Origin of the sequence: Pseudorhodoplanes sp., from assembly GCF_046289595.1 — a bacterium.
Taxonomy (GTDB): Bacteria; Pseudomonadota; Alphaproteobacteria; order Rhizobiales; family Xanthobacteraceae; genus Pseudorhodoplanes.
Genome location: NZ_JBKBVB010000095.1, coordinates 1 through 17,526, shown reverse-complemented (window position 1 = coordinate 17,526; position 17,526 = coordinate 1). Strand labels below are relative to the sequence as shown.

At 63.0% G+C, this 17,526-nt stretch carries 13 protein-coding genes and 1 tRNA gene; 7 read left to right on the top strand and 7 right to left on the bottom strand.

Annotated features, from left to right (window positions below; translation table 11 throughout):
- Window positions 1-390: 390 nt before the first annotated feature.
- A complete protein-coding gene (locus ACK41X_RS17390) occupies window positions 391-1,080 on the bottom strand; it encodes a cyclic nucleotide-binding domain-containing protein (RefSeq protein ID WP_409725912.1) in 690 nt (229 codons plus the stop codon).
- Between the two features lie 213 nt (window positions 1,081-1,293).
- Here ACK41X_RS17390 and ACK41X_RS17385 point away from each other — a divergent pair, with 213 nt between their 5' ends.
- From ACK41X_RS17385 to ACK41X_RS17355, 7 genes are read left to right on the top strand one after another with little or no spacing between them, the layout of a single operon-like run.
- Window positions 1,294-4,041 carry a nitrate/nitrite transporter gene (locus tag ACK41X_RS17385; RefSeq protein ID WP_409725910.1) on the top strand — a complete coding sequence of 916 codons (2,748 nt, stop codon included), beginning with the start codon at window positions 1,294-1,296 and terminating at the stop codon, window positions 4,039-4,041.
- Window positions 4,042-4,050: 9 nt separating this feature from the next.
- Window positions 4,051-7,815, top strand: a complete 3,765-nt coding sequence (locus ACK41X_RS17380) for a nitrate reductase subunit alpha (protein ID WP_409725908.1) — start codon at window positions 4,051-4,053, stop codon at window positions 7,813-7,815.
- Entirely contained in the window at window positions 7,812-9,332 is a 1,521-nt protein-coding gene (narH, locus tag ACK41X_RS17375; protein ID WP_409725906.1) for a nitrate reductase subunit beta, read from the top strand. Before ACK41X_RS17380 ends, narH begins: the two co-directional genes overlap by 4 nt.
- Complete coding sequence (gene narJ, locus ACK41X_RS17370) at window positions 9,332-10,057, top strand: nitrate reductase molybdenum cofactor assembly chaperone (RefSeq protein ID WP_409725904.1); 726 nt, start codon at window positions 9,332-9,334, stop codon at window positions 10,055-10,057. The genes narH and narJ overlap by 1 nt, the downstream gene beginning before the upstream one ends.
- A gap of 11 nt (window positions 10,058-10,068) precedes the next feature.
- Window positions 10,069-10,854: a respiratory nitrate reductase subunit gamma gene (narI, locus tag ACK41X_RS17365; protein ID WP_409725902.1), complete on the top strand. Its 786-nt coding sequence runs from the start codon at window positions 10,069-10,071 to the stop codon at window positions 10,852-10,854.
- Between the two features lie 6 nt (window positions 10,855-10,860).
- Window positions 10,861-11,691: a peptidylprolyl isomerase gene (locus ACK41X_RS17360; RefSeq protein WP_409725900.1), complete on the top strand. Its 831-nt coding sequence runs from the start codon at window positions 10,861-10,863 to the stop codon at window positions 11,689-11,691.
- A gap of 10 nt (window positions 11,692-11,701) precedes the next feature.
- Window positions 11,702-12,043, top strand: a complete 342-nt coding sequence (locus tag ACK41X_RS17355; protein WP_409725898.1) for a hypothetical protein — start codon at window positions 11,702-11,704, stop codon at window positions 12,041-12,043.
- A 576-nt stretch (window positions 12,044-12,619) separates the two neighbouring features.
- Here ACK41X_RS17355 and ACK41X_RS17350 read toward each other — a convergent pair.
- The 6 genes from ACK41X_RS17350 to ppsR form a co-directional block, all read right to left on the bottom strand.
- Window positions 12,620-12,694, bottom strand: a tRNA-Gln gene (locus ACK41X_RS17350).
- A 143-nt stretch (window positions 12,695-12,837) separates the two neighbouring features.
- Window positions 12,838-13,101 (bottom strand): hypothetical protein, encoded by a 264-nt coding sequence (locus ACK41X_RS17345; protein ID WP_409725896.1) that lies wholly within the window; start codon window positions 13,099-13,101, stop codon window positions 12,838-12,840.
- Window positions 13,102-13,108: 7 nt separating this feature from the next.
- Entirely contained in the window at window positions 13,109-14,299 is a 1,191-nt protein-coding gene (locus tag ACK41X_RS17340; RefSeq protein ID WP_409725894.1) for a geranylgeranyl diphosphate reductase, read from the bottom strand.
- On the bottom strand, window positions 14,286-15,629 hold the full coding sequence (locus ACK41X_RS17335; protein ID WP_409725892.1) for a BCD family MFS transporter: 1,344 nt from the start codon (window positions 15,627-15,629) through the stop codon (window positions 14,286-14,288). The genes ACK41X_RS17340 and ACK41X_RS17335 overlap by 14 nt, the downstream gene beginning before the upstream one ends.
- On the bottom strand, window positions 15,626-16,534 hold the full coding sequence (chlG, locus tag ACK41X_RS17330) for a chlorophyll synthase ChlG (RefSeq protein ID WP_409725890.1): 909 nt from the start codon (window positions 16,532-16,534) through the stop codon (window positions 15,626-15,628). Before chlG ends, ACK41X_RS17335 begins: the two co-directional genes overlap by 4 nt.
- The coding region (ppsR, locus tag ACK41X_RS17325) for a transcriptional regulator PpsR (protein WP_409725888.1) at window positions 16,524-17,526 on the bottom strand (1,003 nt) is incomplete at its 5' end. The genes ppsR and chlG, both read right to left, overlap by 11 nt.

The following is a 17,526-nucleotide window of genomic DNA, read 5'->3' as shown; positions in this document are numbered from 1 at the left end:
CTCGTCGCTCAGCCAAAATAAATTCCGGCGCATCGCCCCGATCCTCTTCCGAAACGAATCAAGGCGAAATGGAATCACGATTGTGCTGCCACCGCAGCAGAGTTAATGAGTGTCGACCCTAATGAAACAGGGGCGGGTCGTGGAGAGACGACCGTTCACGCGGGAGTTCAAGCTTGAGGCGGTCAAGCTGGTGCGCGAGCGCGGCGTTGCGGCCAGGCAGGCTGCGCGCGCAGACCCAACGTCATTGGTGTCTGCAGCGATGCGGTGAGCGCAAATCGTGTATTGGTCGAATGTCTGCTACGACCCGCAGCGGACACTCTTATATATCTATAAGTAAGACAACCCCGGCGTCCGGAAAACGAGAAACCTCCCGGCTCAGCCGGCTGGATTTCACCCATCAATCAGCGGTGTCGGCCGCGCGTAGGAACGCAACACATCGCGATCTTCGATGGCTAAACCGCGACTGGTGCTACGTACGCCGTACTTCGTGAGTTGCGAGAAGCTGCGCGAAAGATTCTCCGGAGTCATCCCGAGCAGCGACGCCAGAGTGCGCTTGTCGTAGTTGAATGAAACGTGTCCGCTGCCGCCCTGCTGTGCATCGGTCTTGAGAATCCAGTTGGCCAACCGCTCGCAGCTCGTTCGCTGCTTCTCGTTCTTCAATGCGCGCACAATGCTGCGATAGCGTGTCGCCAGTTCTTGCACGATTGCGCGCGCGAATGCGGGATCGCGGCTGAACGCATCGCGCAAAGCGGTCGCTGGAATCATCAGGATACGCGCCTCAGACAGCGTGCGAGCCGATTTGAGATAGGGCTCGTCGCGGATCACGGCTGCGAGAATGAAAGTCGTGAGTGGTCCCAGAATGTCGAGCGTGGTCTCGCGGCCGGCATGTTGAGCGTATAGCTCCACGCTGCCCTCAACGATAACATGCAGGAAGTCCGGCAGCGCGCCCTCGTGAATGAGTTCCACGCGCGCCGGGAAGCGCTGCAGTAACGCGGCTTCGGTCAGCTTGTCGAAATTGGCCGGCGCAATGTCATGAAACAGCGGAAGGTCGCGGATCAGTTCGAGTTCGGCAATGCGCATGGGCCGTTCCCTCTAAGCGGCGCGTGCATCGGTCATCATCGGGACTTTCGATTTATTACAAATATCAATCGATGAGTTGACATATTTCAAGCTGGCGCTTGCCAAACATCAATTCCTATTTGTTTTCAGAGACTTGAGCTTTCGCAAGGTCATGCCAGCCCGGATGGATTCTAGTGCCCGCGAAACCGATCCGCGCGCAAGTCGGGGGCATTCATGCAAGCCAAGCTACAAGCCCATCCTGATGGACAGTCCGCCGCTCTCTGGATGTCGACCATCGCCTTCACGGTGTGTTTCGCAGTCTGGACCATATTTTCCATCATCGGAATCCAGATCAAAAAGGATCTGGGACTCACCGAAACCCAGTTCGGGCTTCTGGTCGGCACGCCGATCCTCACCGGATCGCTGATCCGGATATTCCTCGGCATCTGGACCGATCAGTATGGCGGACGCCTCGTTTATACGCTGACGATGCTGGCGGCCGCGGCCGCGACCTTCTTCCTGACCTATGCGACGACTTATCCGCAGATGCTGATCGCCGCGCTCGGTGTCGGTATTGCGGGCGGTTCCTTCGCTGTAGGTGTGGCCTACGTTTCGCGCTGGTTTCCCACCGCGAAGCAGGGGACTGCGCTCGGCATTTTCGGTGCCGGCAATGTCGGCGCGGCGGTGACCAAGTTCCTCGCGCCCTTCGTCCTTGTTGCGTATGGCTGGCATGCGGTCGCGCAAATCTGGGCGGCCGCGCTTGTGATCATGGCGCTGATCTTCTGGTTCGGCACCAAGGACGATCCGGTTCTGGTGGCACGCCGCGCCAAAGGCGAGAAGCCAAAAAGTGCGTGGCTCGAACTCGAACCACTGAAGAACGTGCAGGTCTGGCGCTTCTCGCTCTACTATTTCTTCGTATTCGGCGCCTTCGTCGCCTTGGCGCTCTGGCTGCCGCGCTATCTGATCGGTGTCTACGGCCTCGACATCACGACAGCAGGCATGATCGGCGCGGCCTATTCGGTGCCGGCCTCGATCTTTCGCGCCTATGGCGGTCATCTGTCCGACAAATACGGCGCGCGCCGCATCATGTACTGGACCTTCATTGTATCGGTGCTGGTCACCTTCGTTCTGTCGTATCCGCCGACCCAGTACACAATCAAAGGCATCACCGGCCCGATCACCTTCCATATGGAGACCGGAGTCGCGACCTTTACCGTGCTGGTGTTCGTGCTCGGCTTCTTCATGAGCCTTGGCAAGGCTGCGGTCTACAAGCACATCCCGGTCTATTACCCTAACAATGTCGGCGCGGTCGGCGGTCTGGTCGGCATGATCGGCGGACTCGGCGGCTTCGTTCTGCCGATCATGTTCGGCGTGCTGAATGACCTGACAGGTATCTGGACCAGTTGCTTCATGTTGCTGTTCCTGCTGTCCGGTGTGGCGTTGCTCTGGATGCATCTCGCGATCCAGCGCATGGAGCGCGAAGCGCGAGAACCCGACCTCGCGAAGCTTCCGCAGCTTCCGGAGATGGAAGAGATTCACAAGCCAGAACATGTCGGCAAACTCGGGCCCGCGATCATCGAGGACTGGCGGCCGGAGGACAAGGAATTCTGGGAAACGAAAGGGCGCGCCATCGCACGGCGGAATCTGTGGATATCGATTCCCTGTCTGCTGCTTGCCTTTGCGGTTTGGATGGTGTGGTCGGTGGTGGTCGCGAAGCTGCCCGCTGTCGGCTTCACGTTCACGACCGACCAGTTGTTCTGGCTTGCCGCGATGCCGGGCCTGTCGGGTGCGACGCTGCGCATCTTCTATTCCTTCATGCCGCCGATCTTCGGCGGAAGGCTGTGGACCTCGATCGCAACGTGGTCGCTGATGATCCCCGCGGTCGGCATCGGGCTTGCGGTGCAAAATCCCGATACCCCCTACATCATCTTCCTGGCGCTGGCGCTGCTCTGTGGCCTCGGCGGCGGCAACTTCGCCTCGTCGATGGCGAATATCAGCTTCTTCTTTCCGAAAGCGGAGAAGGGCAACGCGCTCGCACTCAATGCCGGCCTCGGCAATCTCGGCGTCAGCGTCGTGCAATTCGTGATCCCGCTGGTGATCACTACGGGCGTGTTCGGTTGGCTCGGCGGCGACCCGCAAATCGCAACCGATGCGTCCGGCACCACCAAGCTGTGGCTGCAGAATGCCGGATTCGTTTGGGTTCCGTTCATCGCATTGTCCGCGACGGCTGCCTGGTTCGGTATGAACGACATCGCTGCGATGAAGGCATCCTTTGCCGACCAGGCGGTGATCTTCCAGCGCAAGCATAACTGGATCATGTGCTGGCTCTATACCGGCACCTTCGGATCCTTCATCGGATACTCGGCGGGCTTCCCGCTGTTGGCCAAAACCCAGTTCCCGCAGGTCGACTCGCTCAAGCTCGTCTTCCTCGGCCCGCTGGTCGGCGCGATCTCGCGCTCCGCAACCGGCTGGTTGTCGGACAAGTATGGCGGGGCCCGCGTTACCTTCTGGGTCTTCATCCTGATGATCGCGGCGGTGGGCGGCGTGCTCTACTTCCTCGGTGTCAAAGATCAGCCATATGCCTTCGCCGGCTTCTTCGCGATGTTCATGATCCTGTTCTTCGCAACGGGCGTCGGCAATGCGTCCACCTTCCAGATGATCCCCGCCATCATGCGTGCGGAGATGCCGCGACTTGAGCCGAAACTCTCCGCCGCAGACCGGCTGAAACAGGCCGAGATGGAATCGGCTGCGATCATCGGCTTCACCTCGGCGGTTGCGGCCTATGGCGCCTTCTTCATCCCGAAGAGCTACGGCACGTCGATTGCGATGACCGGTGGGCCCGAAATGGCGCTGTGGGGTTTCATGGCCTTCTACGTCACCTGCGTTGCTGTGACATGGTTCTACTACACGCGGCGCGGCGGCCTGCTGCGCGATATCGAACGCGGCGGAAAAATGCCGGCTGCGGCGCAACCGGCAGAGTGAGGGAACATCATGAGCCACTTTCTGGACCGCCTGACATTCTTCAAGCGCGTCACCGGTGAATTTGCGGACGGCCACGGCATTGTCACCAACGAGGATCGCCGCTGGGAAGACGGCTATCGCAAGCGCTGGCAGCACGACAAGATCGTGCGCTCGACCCACGGCGCGAACTGCACCGGCTCCTGCTCGTGGAAGATCTACGTCAAGGGCGGAATCGTCACCTGGGAGACGCAGCAGACCGACTATCCGCGCACGCGTCCCGATCTGCCGAACCACGAGCCGCGCGGCTGCTCGCGTGGTGCGAGCTACTCCTGGTATCTCTATTCGGGCAATCGCGTGAAATATCCGCTGGTGCGCTCACGGCTTCTCAAATTGTGGCGCGAGGCGAGAGCCGTGCGTACCCCGGTCGCGGCCTGGGCGTCGATCGTCGAGGACCCGGACAAGCGCGCGGCCTACACGACGAAACGCGGTCACGGCGGCTTCGTGCGCGCGACCTGGGACGAGGTGACGGAGATCGTCGCCGCCGCCAATGCCTATACCGTCAAGAACCACGGTCCCGACCGCGTGATCGGCTTCTCGCCGATCCCGGCCATGTCGATGGTGTCGTATGCGGCCGGTTCGCGCTACCTGTCCCTGCTCGGCGGCGTCTGCATGTCGTTCTACGACTGGTATTGCGATCTGCCGCCGGCCTCGCCGCAGACCTGGGGCGAGCAGACCGACGTGCCGGAAAGCGCCGACTGGTATAATTCCGGCTTCCTGATCCTGTGGGGCTCGAATGTTCCGCAGACCCGCACGCCCGATGCGCATTTCTATACCGAGGCCCGCTATCGCGGCGCCAAGAGCGTGGTGATCTGCCCGGATTATTCGGAAGCGTCGAAATTCGCCGACCTCTGGATTTCGGTAAAGCAGGGCACCGACGCCGCGCTCGCGATGGCGATGGGCCACGTCATCCTGCGCGAATTCCATGTCGACCGTCAGGCCAGGTATTTCAGCGATTATGCGCGCCAGTATACGGACATGCCATTTCTGGTGCGGCTGGTGAAATCCGGGGACCGGCTCGTGCCTGAGCGGCTCGTGCGTGCCTCGGACTTCACCGGACATCTCGGCGAGAGCAACAACCCGGAATGGAAGACTGTCGCCTATGACGAGACGAGCGGCGAGCTCGTCGTGCCGAACGGTTCGGTCGGCTTCCGCTGGGGCGAGAAAGGCAAGTGGAATCTCGAGGAGAAAGATTCCAAAGGCCGCGATACCAGGCTCCGTCTGTCGCTTGCCGATGTGAAGGACGAGCTTGCCGACGTGGCATTCCCGTATTTCGGCAATCGCGAGCACGGTCATTTCGCCGGGACCGATCATCCCGATGTGCTGATACGCAAGGTCCCGGCCAAGCGCGTGACGCTTGCGGACGGCGAGGCGCTGGTCGCCTCGGTCTACGACCTGTTCCTCGCCAATTACGGTGTCGATCGCGGTTTTGGCGGCGCGCATGTCGCGAAGTCGTACGACCAGAACGTGCCCTACACGCCGGCCTGGGCAGAACAAATAACGGGCGTGCCGCGCGAGCAGATCATTACCGTCGCACGCGAATTCGCACTCAACGCGGAGAAGACCAAGGGCCGCTCCATGGTGATCATCGGGGCGGCGATGAACCACTGGTATCACGCCGACATGAATTATCGCGGCGTGATCAACATGCTGGTGATGTGCGGATGCATCGGCCAATCCGGCGGCGGCTGGTCGCATTATGTCGGCCAGGAAAAGCTGCGTCCGCAATCGGGCTGGCTGCCGCTCGCCTTTGCCCTCGACTGGGGCCGGCCGCCGCGGCAGCAGAACTCGACATCGTTCTTCTATGCGCATACCGATCAGTGGCGCTACGAGACGCTCGGCATCGACGAGATTCTATCGCCCACCGCGCCTCCCGGCCCGTGGGACGGCGCACTGATCGACTACAATGTGCGCGCCGAACGCATGGGCTGGCTGCCGTCCGCGCCGCAGCTCAAGCAAAATCCACTGACGGTCGCTCAGAAGGCCGCCGCCGCGGGGCTTGAGCCGAAGGACTATGTCGCCAAAGCATTGAAATCCGGAGAGTTGCAGATGTCCTGCGAGGATCCGGATCATCCGGATAACTGGCCGCGCAATCTGTTCGTGTGGCGCTCCAATCTTCTTGGGTCGTCCGGCAAGGGGCACGAATATTTCCTCAGGCATCTTCTCGGCACCTCGCACGGCGTACAGGGCAAGGATCTCGGCGAGGCCGGCAAGAGGAAGCCGCAAGAGGTGACATGGCGCGACGAGGCACCAATCGGAAAGCTCGATCTTCTGGTGACGCTCGATTTCCGCATGTCCACGACCTGCGTCTATTCCGACATCGTTCTGCCGACCGCGACCTGGTACGAAAAGAACGATCTCAACACCTCCGACATGCATCCCTTCATCCATCCGCTCACCGCGGCGATCGACCCGGTGTGGGAGGCGCGGAGCGACTGGGACATCTACAAGTCGATCGCGAAATCTTTTTCCAGGGTGGCGCCCGAAGTGCTCGGCGTCGAGAAAGACGTGGTGCTGACCCCGATCCTGCACGACACGCCGGCGGAGATCGCGCAGGCGCTCGACGTCAAGGACTGGAAGAAAGGCGAGGTCGAGCCGATCCCCGGCAAGACCATGCCGCAGGTGACCGTGGTCGAGCGCGACTATCCCAGTCTCTACAAGCGCTTCACCGCGCTTGGCCCGCTGATGCAGAAGCTCGGCAACGGCGGCAAGGGCATGGCCTGGAACACCGAGCAGGAGGTCGAGTTCCTCAAGAGCCTGAATGGTGCTGTCACCGAGGAGGGGCCGACCAAGGGGCTTGCGCGGATCGACACCGACATCGATGCGACCGAAGTGATCCTCTCGCTTGCGCCCGAAACTAACGGAGAGGTCGCGGTCAAGGCGTGGAAATCGCTGTCCAACACGACGGGCCGCGATCACACCCATCTCGCGGTTCACAAGGAGGACGAGAAGATTCGCTTTCGTGACGTGGTGGCGCAACCGCGCAAGATTATCTCCTCACCGATCTGGTCGGGTCTGGAGAGCGAGAAGGTTTGCTACAATGCCGGCTACACCAACATCCACGAACTGATCCCGTGGCGCACGCTGACCGGACGACAGCAGCTCTATCAGGATCACCTGTGGATGCGGGCCTTCGGCGAGGCGCTCTGCGTCTACCGGCCGCCGGTCGATTTGAAGACGGTGAAGCCGATCATCGACCGCAAGCCGAACGGCGAGAAGCAGGTCGTGCTCAACTTCATCACCCCGCACCAGAAATGGGGCATTCACTCGACCTATACCGACAATCTCCTGATGCTGACGCTCTCGCGGGGCGGGCCGATCGTCTGGATCAGCGAAGCCGACGCCAAAGCGGCCGGGATCGTGGATAACGACTGGATCGAGGCCTACAACACCAACGGCGCGCTGGTGGCGCGCGCCGTGGTGTCGCAGCGAGTGAAGCAGGGCATGTGCCTGATGTATCACGCGCAGGAGAAGATCGTGAATGTGCCGGGCTCGGAGATAACGGGCCAGCGCGGCGGCATCCACAATTCGGTGACGCGCGCGGTGGTGAAGCCGACGCACATGATCGGCGGCTACGCCCAGCAATCCTACGGCTTCAATTATTACGGCACGATCGGAACCAACCGCGACGAATTCGTCATCGTCCGCAAGATGGCGAAGGTCGACTGGCTCGATACGCCAACGGCCGATCAGCCCGAAACCCTCACCGTCGCCCGCAAGCTGGAGGCAGCAGAATGAAAATCCGCGCGCAGATCGCGATGGTACTCAATCTCGACAAATGCATCGGGTGTCACACCTGCTCGGTCACCTGCAAGAATGTGTGGACCAATCGCGAAGGCATGGAATATGCCTGGTTCAACAACGTCGAGACCAAGCCCGGCATCGGCTACCCCAAGGATTGGGAAAACCAGAAGCGCTGGAATGGCGGCTGGGTACGCAAGCGCAACGGCAAGATCGAGCCGAAGATCGGGTCGAAGTGGCGTGTACTGGCCAAGATTTTTGCCAACCCCGATCTGCCCGAGATCGACGATTATTACGAGCCTTTCACATTCGATTACGAGCATCTGCAGAAGGCGCCGGAAGTGCCGGCGTTCCCGACCGCGCGTCCCCGTTCGCTCGTCACCGGTGAGCGGATGGAGAAGATCGAGTGGGGTCCGAACTGGGAGGAAATCCTGGGCGGCGAATTCGCCAAGCGCTCGCAGGACTATAATTTCGAGGGCGTGCAGAAGGACATCTACGGGCAGTTCGAAAATAGCTTCATGATGTATCTGCCGCGGCTGTGCGAGCATTGCCTCAATCCGGCCTGCGTCGCCTCGTGTCCGTCCGGCGCGATCTACAAGCGCGAGGAGGACGGCATCGTCCTGATCGACCAGGACAAGTGCCGCGGCTGGCGCATGTGCGTCTCGGGCTGCCCATACAAGAAGATTTATTACAATTGGGAGAGCGGAAAGTCGGAGAAGTGCATCTTCTGCTATCCGCGTATCGAGGCCGGCCAGCCGACGGTGTGTTCGGAAACCTGCGTCGGGCGTATCCGCTATCTCGGCGTCCTGCTCTATGACGCAGACCGTATCGAGGAAGCCGCCAGCGTTCCGAGCGAGCAGGATCTCTATGAGGCGCAGCTCAAAGTGTTTCTCGACCCCAACGATCTGGGGGTGATCGAGGAAGCGCGGTTGCAGGGGATCCCGGAAGCCTGGATCGAAGCCGCGCGCCGCTCGCCGATCTGGAAGATGGCGATGGAGTGGAAGGTCGCGTTCCCCCTGCATCCGGAATATCGCACGCTGCCGATGGTCTGGTACGTGCCGCCGCTCTCGCCGATCCAGTCGGCCGCGGCCGCGGGCAAGATCGGCCATGACGGCGAAATGCCGGATGTCCGCTCGTTGCGCATTCCGCTGCGCTATCTCGCCAATCTGCTGACGGCGGGCAAGGAGGAACCGGTTGCGCTCGGCCTCGAACGGATGCTCGCCATGCGCGGCTATATGCGGGCGAAGACGGTCGACGGCGTCATCGACGAGGCGATTGCGAATCGCGTCGGCCTTACCGCGCTCCAGATCGAGGACATGTACCACGTCATGGCGATCGCGAATTACGAGGACCGTTTCGTGATCCCGACCGCGCATCGCGAGCTGGACGAAGATGCCTACGACCTGCGTGGGTCGTGCGGCTTCTCGTTCGGCAATGGCTGCTCGGGCGGCACCAGCGAGGTGAACCTGTTCGGAACGCCAAGGCGTGCAAAGACACCGATGGAGGTCGCGTGATGACACGGACTCTCAAAGTTCTCTCGGCCCTGCTCAGTTATCCGACCTCCGAGCTTCAGGAGCACATTGCCGAAATGCAGGACGCCGTCGGCAAGGAAGGGGTTCTGACCGGCCAGGCCCGGCGCGCCCTTAATCCGCTGTTCGAGAACATCGCACGCGGCGAACTCTACGACCTGCAGGAGCGCTATGTGCTGCTGTTCGACCGCACCCGCTCGTTGTCGCTGCACCTGTTCGAGCATGTGCATGGCGAGAGCCGCGACCGCGGACAGGCGATGGTCGATCTGCAGACCATGTATGTCGAGAAGGGCCTCGAACCCGGCACGTCCGAACTCCCGGACTTTCTGCCGCTGTTCCTCGAATTCCTGTCGCTGCTCCCCCGCCAGGAAGCCTTCGACCTCCTTGGCCAGCCCGCGCATATCTTTGCGGCGATCGCCGAGCGGCTGCGCAAGCGCAACTCGCCCTATGAAGCCGTGTTCCGCGCACTGGTGGCGCTCGCAAAGGACAAGCCCAAGGGCGAGGCCATCGCCGCGGCCCTGCAGGCCCCGGACACCGATCCGGACGACCTCGCGGCGCTGGATGCGGCGTGGGAAGAGCAAGAGGTCCGCTTCGGCCCCGGCAGCGGCGACAGCTGCAAGGACGGACTGATTGCGCGAGTACGCGCCGGCATGCGGCCGGCACCGGACTTGCCGGTCGTTTCGCCGCAAAACCCGACCACACGGCATTGAGGGGAAGACCAATGCGCGAAACCATCAATCATATCGTGTTCGGCTGGTATCCTTATCTCTGCCTGACGGTTTTTATCGTCGGAAGCTGGCTGCGTTTCGACCGTGAGCAATATACGTGGAAGACCGGATCGAGTCAGTTGCTGCGCCGGCGCCAGCTGATGTGGGGCTCGAACCTGTTTCATGTCGGCATCCTGATCATATTCGTGGGACATCTGTTCGGACTTCTCACCCCGATCTGGATCTTCGACGCGCTCGGCATCTCGCACACCTTCAAGCAGTGGATGGCGATCGTCATCGGCGGCGTGGCGGGCATCATGTGCTTCATCGGCATGACCCTGCTGATTCATCGCCGGCTGTTCGACGCCCGCATCCTGCGCACGTCGTCATTCGGCGACATCGCGATCCTGCTGCTGCTCTATGCGCAACTGATCGTCGGCATGGCGACGATCCCGGTTTCGCTCGGGCATCTCGACGGGCACGAGATGGTCAAGTTCATGACTTGGGCGCAGGGCATTCTCACGCTGCAGCCGGGCGTCTCCGCGCTGATCCTCGACGTCAGCCCGGTGTTCAAGCTGCATCTGTTCCTTGGCATGACCATCTTCCTGGTGTTCCCGTTCACCCGGCTTGTGCACATCTGGAGCGCGCCGGTCTGGTATCTCGGCCGGCGCGGTTATCAGGTGGTGCGTTCGACGCGGCCGTATGGCCGCGTGCCGGCGGCGCAACCCGATCGTCGTGTTGCGGTCACAACCCGGGCGCAATCGCCGTCGGGCAGCCGTCAAACTCTTCCGGCGGAGTAACGGGCCATGAACTGCTCGGTCCGCGACCTCATCATGCCAAAGCCGCGACAGGTTTCGGTCAACGGCATTGTGGTCCCGCGCGATGCCATCGCGCGTGAGACGCAGAACCATCCGTCGGATACGCCGATCAAGGCCTGGAGCGAGGCCGCGCGTTCGCTGGTGGTGCGTGAATTACTGCTGCAGGAGGCGAAGCGGATTGGCGTTGATGCATCGCCGCTGACCGACGCAAAATCCCGGCGTGAGACGGAAGATGAGGCATTGATCCGGGGACTGATCGAGCAGGAGATCGTCGTTCCGGTTGCCGATGAAGAAGCCTGCCGCCGCTACCATGATATGAACCGCAAGCGCTTTATGACGCAGGATATCTACTGCGCTGCGCATATCCTGTTCGCCGCAAATGCCGCGGAGCCGCAGCGCTACGATGCCGCACACGCATTGGCGCGCTCGGTGCTCACGGAATTGCAGCTGGCACCGCATCGGTTCGAAGAGCTGGCGCGCGTTCATTCCGCCTGCCCGTCTGCCAGGCAGGGCGGTAATCTCGGGCAAATCGTCAGAGGGCAGACCACACCGGACTTTGAGCGCGCGATGATGGCGCTTTCGCCCGGAACGCTGACAGCGGAGCCGGTGCCGACGTGTTACGGGTTTCATATCATCCGGCTGGACCGGCGGATCGAAGGGCGCCCGCTGCCGTTTGAAACCGTTGCCGATCGTATCGCGGAATACCTGACCGAAAGCGCACGGCGACGCGCCACTGCGCAGTATATCGCGCGGCTGGTGTCGCGGGCCGAGATTGCCGGCGTCGAGATGCCGGGCAGCCTGGAACACCGGGTCAGTTGAGGGCTGGGACATGTTACTCGGCGACTTGATCGCACGCTTTGACGACGACAGCACGGCATTGCAGATCCTGCTGTCGCTCGACGACCTCGCCCTGATCGCACGTGTCCGGGAGACCTGCAAACGCGAGGATTATGCGTTAGGAGAATTTGCCCGTGCGGCTGTGCAACGCTATGCGGCCTCGGCGAGTGACGAGGAATGGGTGACGGCGCTCGGGCAGATGGGGCGGACGCAAACTCCGGGCGTCGAGCTGTTGCGCCGCGCGCTGGTCTGGATGCTGGGGATGGAGCACGCCATGGGTAGACGTGCCGACAAGCAGGATGGTGGCATAAGCGCGGAGCCGGGGAGCCCGTGATCGTTTCGACCGAAATGTGGCGTGGGCGCAGCCAAATTTGCACCCCGGATAACAGGGAAGCGGCGCCACTCGCATCAGTGCAGACCTCTGAATGCCTACAATGGTGCCGCGATAAAACTGCGCCGGAGCAAGGGCAAGGGGCCGCTTCCGGTTCCAGTCTCCGACGAGTTGAAGGCCGCACTCGATGCTCTGCCGAAGCGCAGTCCGATCATCCTGCTCAGCAGCGATGATCCGCCATGGAGTCAGAGCGGGTTTCAATGAGCATGGGGCAAGGCGGCGATCCGGGCAAACATTCGCGGACTCACATTCCATGACCTGCGCAGTACCGCTGTGGTGAGGCTGGCCGGAGCCGGAAGCACCGGGGCCGAGATTTACGCCATTACCGGGCACACGCGGAGCGACATCCGAGCCATCCCGACGGCCACCATCTGCCACCGGATACCGAGGTCGGCCGCAACGCCATCGCCAAGCTGAACCGCTACCGAGCACAAAAAGGGGACGAAAGTTTTCCGACTGCGCTCCCGACAACGCTAAAAGATGTCCAGCTGAAAATCGAGAAAGCGTAGTTTTATCAATTGGCTGGGGCGGGAGGATTCGAACCTCCGAATGCCGGAATCAAAATCCGGTGCCTTACCACTTGGCGACGCCCCACCGGTGCCGGGAAGGGCCTCCTCTTAGCGGCGGGACCGCTGTGTCGCAATCTTAAAACGTCATCAAACGCCCCATTTGAACCGGGCAAAGCGGGCGTGCCGGACCGGGGCGCGTGCGCCGAAACCGGCTGCGGCCCGCTTTCGCTAAGGCCAGCGCCGGTAGAGGTCCGAAAGATGCGCAATCAGCGCGGCGCCAAGACACGCCCCGATCATCCGCCAGTCCGCTCCGGTGAGGGCCGCGCGGAGCGCCAGAACCAGAAACCCGCCCGCAAGCAGCATGGACGCGACGTCCACAACGCGCGGTCCCCTGCCCGTCAGCCTGCGGTACAAAAGCAACAGGGCGGCTTCAAGAGCCATCACGCCGAGAATGACATCCGCCACCAGACCGCTGCGGAACAACTCCTGCATAAGCGCGTCAGACGCGGGCGAGACCGGTCAGATGCGCAATATTCTTGAAGAAGATGCGCATATGCGCCATCGGCTTGGCGCGCACCAGCTCCTTGTTCATATAGGCGTCCCAGGTCAGCTGCTGCACATCGCGGTCCCGGCAGATGCTGACGAATCGCTCGCGCCTGTCGTCGTTCGCATACCAGAAGCGCTGCATCATGCCGAGCACACGGAACACCGAACCGTGCAGCTTCATGAAGCGCTTGCGCGCGGTGGCAAGCTCGCGCGGATTTCCGGTGTCGAGGAAGCGGCCGACGGCTTGCGCGGTAATGTCACCGCCCGCCATCGCATAGTAAATGCCCTCGCCCGAGGCCGGCGCCACGATGCCCGCGGCATCGCCCGCGAGCACGACATCGCGGCCATTGTCCCAGCGCGACAACGGACGCAAGGGGATGGGTGCGCCTTCCCTGCGGATCGTCTCCAGTTCGCCGAGCCCCGCGCATTGACGCAGCGCCCCGACCGCGCCGCGCAGCGAGAAGCCCTTGCATGCGCTGCCGGTGCCGATACTGGCGGTCTCGCCATGCGGAAAAATCCAGCCATAGAAATCGGGCGAAAGCTCGCCGCGGTAATAGACGTCGCAGCGCTTGCCGTCGAACAGCTGGCTGTCCTGACGCGGTGCGCGGACGATCTCATGATAGGCGAAGACATAAGGAACGGTTTCCACTTCCGGCATCGCCTGGCGCGCCACCGCCGACAGCGCGCCATCGGCGCCAATCACCGCCCGCGCCCGCACCAGGCGCAATTCCTGTTCGTTGCGGATCCGGTAGCCGATCATCGCGGTGCCGTCGCTATCCCGCGCGAAAGTCTCGAACGTGCCGGTCCGGCGCTCCGCGCCATCCTGCGCCGCGCGCATGCGCAGCCATTCGTCAAACACCTCGCGGTCCACCATGCCGACATAGCCGCCGTCGATCGGCATGTCGACGTGGCGGTCCTTGGGCGACACGATCCGCGCCGCGGTCACGCGGGCCACCAGCAACTCGTCCGGAATGTCGAAGTCCCGGATCAGCCGCGGCGGAATCGCCCCGCCGCAGGGCTTGATGCGTCCGGCGCGGTCGAGCAGCAGCACCTTGCGGCCCTGACGGGCGAGCTCACGCGCGGCAGTCGCGCCACACGGGCCGCCGCCGATCACGGCGACGTCGAAAGTCTCATGCGGAGGCATGGGCGTTTCTCCCCGATACGGTGTTGACGGAGCTTGCGTTACGATCCGGCGCATGCGTCAGCCGCACTGCCAGGATTGCGGCAACCACGAACAGGAGCGCCTCGATCGCAAAGACGCTGGCATAGGCTGCAGCCGGCGAACCGAGCACATAACGCGCAAGATCGCTTGCGCTGGCGCCGAGAAATCCGCCCAGGCCGAAGGCGAATGCCTGCGCTGCGCCCCATAGTCCCATCCGCACGCCTTCGCGTGCCGGCGCACCCTTGCCGACCAGCGCCATCATCGATCCGATCGCAGCGACCGCATAGACGCCGTTGGCAAAGCCGAGCAGGAACACCGAGAGCCGCAACGGCCAGGATGGCCCGACCGCAGCCGCCGCAACGAGGCCCAGCAATGCCAGCGCGGAGGCGATGCAGCCTGCGACGGTCCACATCGGCAAGGAGCCCAGCATGCGGCCGCCGATCGCGCTGCCGGCAAATGCAACCAGCACCATGCCGGCGAGCACGCCGCCATTCTGGAGACCGGACAGATGGGTCGACTGCCCGGGCGTATAGCCGAACACAATCCCGGCGAAAGGCTCGAGGATCAGATCCTGGGCGCTGAAGGCCAGCATCGAGACGAATACGAAAACCCCGAAGCGCCGCGCCTGCGGCTCGCCCCAGACTTCGGCCAGGGCCTCGCGGAATGGCACCCTGTTCCGCGAGTCCTGCGCCGGGATTCGGGCGGCCGTTCCGCCCTCAATGCCCCAGACGGCGACCAGCGACAGCAGAAAAGCGCAAAGACAGACCCCGCTTGCCACCGCCACAAGCCGCGCCGGAGAAAATGGATCGAGCAGCGAGCCGGCCGCGGCCGCCGTCACGACGAATCCGGCGATCATCATCACCCAGACGATGGTCGCGGCCGCCGGACGCCGCCGCTCGTCGGTGCGTGTCGCCAGGAGCACGAGCAGCGTCGTGCCCGAGGCGCCGACCCCGAAGCCGATGCACAGAAAGCCGAGCACCGCGAGCGCAACGCCGAGTGCCACAGACGTCGCCATCAGCGCGGTCGCAACCGAGGCGATGGCGCCACCGGTGCACAAAACCGCCATGCCCCCGACGATCCAGGGCGTCCGCCGTCCGCCCTTGTCGGATCCATAGCCGAAGCGCGGCCGGAAAATCTGCAGCGCATAGTGCAGAGCGACCAGCGCGCCGGGCACCATGGCCGGCAACGCCATCTCCACCACCATCACCCGATTCAGGGTCGATGTGGTCAGCACCACGATGGCGCCGAGCGCGGTCTGCGCCAGGCCGAGCCGGACGATGCCGAACCATCCGAGCGGTGCCGCGGCTGTCATACGCCACCCGTGACAAGCGTGCGGACGGCGAAAGCGCTGATCAGCATGCCGCTGACATAGAGCGTGACGCCGGTCGCGTTGTACCAGGCGGCCTTGCCGCGCGGATCGCGCAATAAAGCCGGCATCAGCAGAAGTTGCACGATCAGCACCAGCGCGACGCCGGCTGCATGCAGCGGCCTGTCCCACAGAAGGAGCACGGCAATCACCAGCGCCTGCGGCAGCGCCATCACGATGCAGGCGAGCCGCGCCGCCAGGTCGGGGCCAAGTTGCACCGGCAGCGAACCGATTCCGGTCCGCTTGTCGCCTTCAATCGATTTGAAATCGTTCAGCGTCATGATGCCATGCGCCCCGATGCTGTAGAGCGCGGCAAGGAGCACGATGCGCCAGTCGGGAAAAGCCGCAGCCATCACTGCGGCGCCAGTGAACCAGGGCAGACCTTCATAGCATCCGGCGACGGCCGAATTGCCCCACCAGCCATTGCGCTTCAGCCGCAGCGGCGGCGCGCTATAGGCCCAGGCCAGCGCAAGTCCGACGATGGCCGCCGCGAATGCCCAAGGCCCGAGCAGCGCAGCGACGGCAAGCGATGCGGCGGTCCAGATGACTGCGATGTAAAGCCCCCAGGCGCCGGGTATGCGGCCCGACGGAATCGGACGGTCGGGCTCGTTGATCGCATCGACATGCCGGTCGAACCAGTCATTCACAGCCTGCGACGTGCCGCACACCATCGGGCCGGCCAGGACAACGCCCAGCAACACATAAGCAAGACGATCGCCGATCGGCAGCCCGGACGACACCACGCCGCAGAGATAGGCCCACATCGGCGGAAACCAGGTGATCGGCTTCAGCAATGCCAGAATGGCCGAAGGCTCCGGGCGCGTCCGGGCCGCGAGCGAACTAGTCCTCATCGCCGCCGTCCCCCGCCCCGTCGGTCAGGCCATATCGGCGCAGTTTCACGTAAAGACTCTGCCGGCTCAGACCGAGCATTTCCGCGGCAGAAGCGCGGTTATCGCCGGTCAATTCCAGCGCGGCTTCGATGGATAGCCGCTCGATCACATCGGTTGTGTCGCGCACGATGTCCTTCAGCGGCACGCGGCCGATCAGGTCCTTGAGGTCCTCGGGCGAGCGTCCGAGGATCCGATGATCGCCCGGCGGCGCGACAAGCCTGCGCCCGACATTGCGAATCATGAAGCCGAAGCTGGTCCGGTCCCCGTCGAGTTGCGCATTGGCCGACACCTCGACATCGAGCACGGCGCCAAGTTCTCCGCGCAGCACGGTCGAGAACAGATGCACCGAGCCATGCTGGCGCAAATTCACCATGACGACGCGCATATCGACGTCGGAGCGGCCGAGCCAGCGGTCGATCGTCTCGCCGCGGGTCTGTTCCTCGCCGATGAGCTGGGCCATTTGCAGGAAGGCAGCGTTGACGATTTCGATCCGTCCCTCCGCATCGGTCAGCGCAATCGCATCCGGGGCGTTGCGCAAGAATGCGGTCAGTCTCGCCTGCGCATCGGATCGTGCGGGCAACGCGCTGGCAATGTGCGCGGGCGTGAAGCGGATCAGATAAAAGGCCGACGCAGCCTGACGGAACAGGGCGGTGGCGACCACGAATTCCTGGCCGGTGTCGGCGAGGTGAATGCGCACCTCATCGACGCCGATGCCGGCACGGACTGACGTCGAGAGACCGCGCAGGGATTGCAGGCCGTCTGGCGTCACATTGGACGGAAAATCACCGCCGATCATGCGGCCGACGCTGTCTCCGAACAGCCGGATCGCGGCAGGATTGGCCTCGACAACCTTGTCGGTTGCGGCATCGACCACGAGGACCGGCTCGGCCGAGGTCTGGAACAGGATGCGGTAGCGGGTCTCGACATGGCGCAGCCCGCTGCGCATCTGGAGG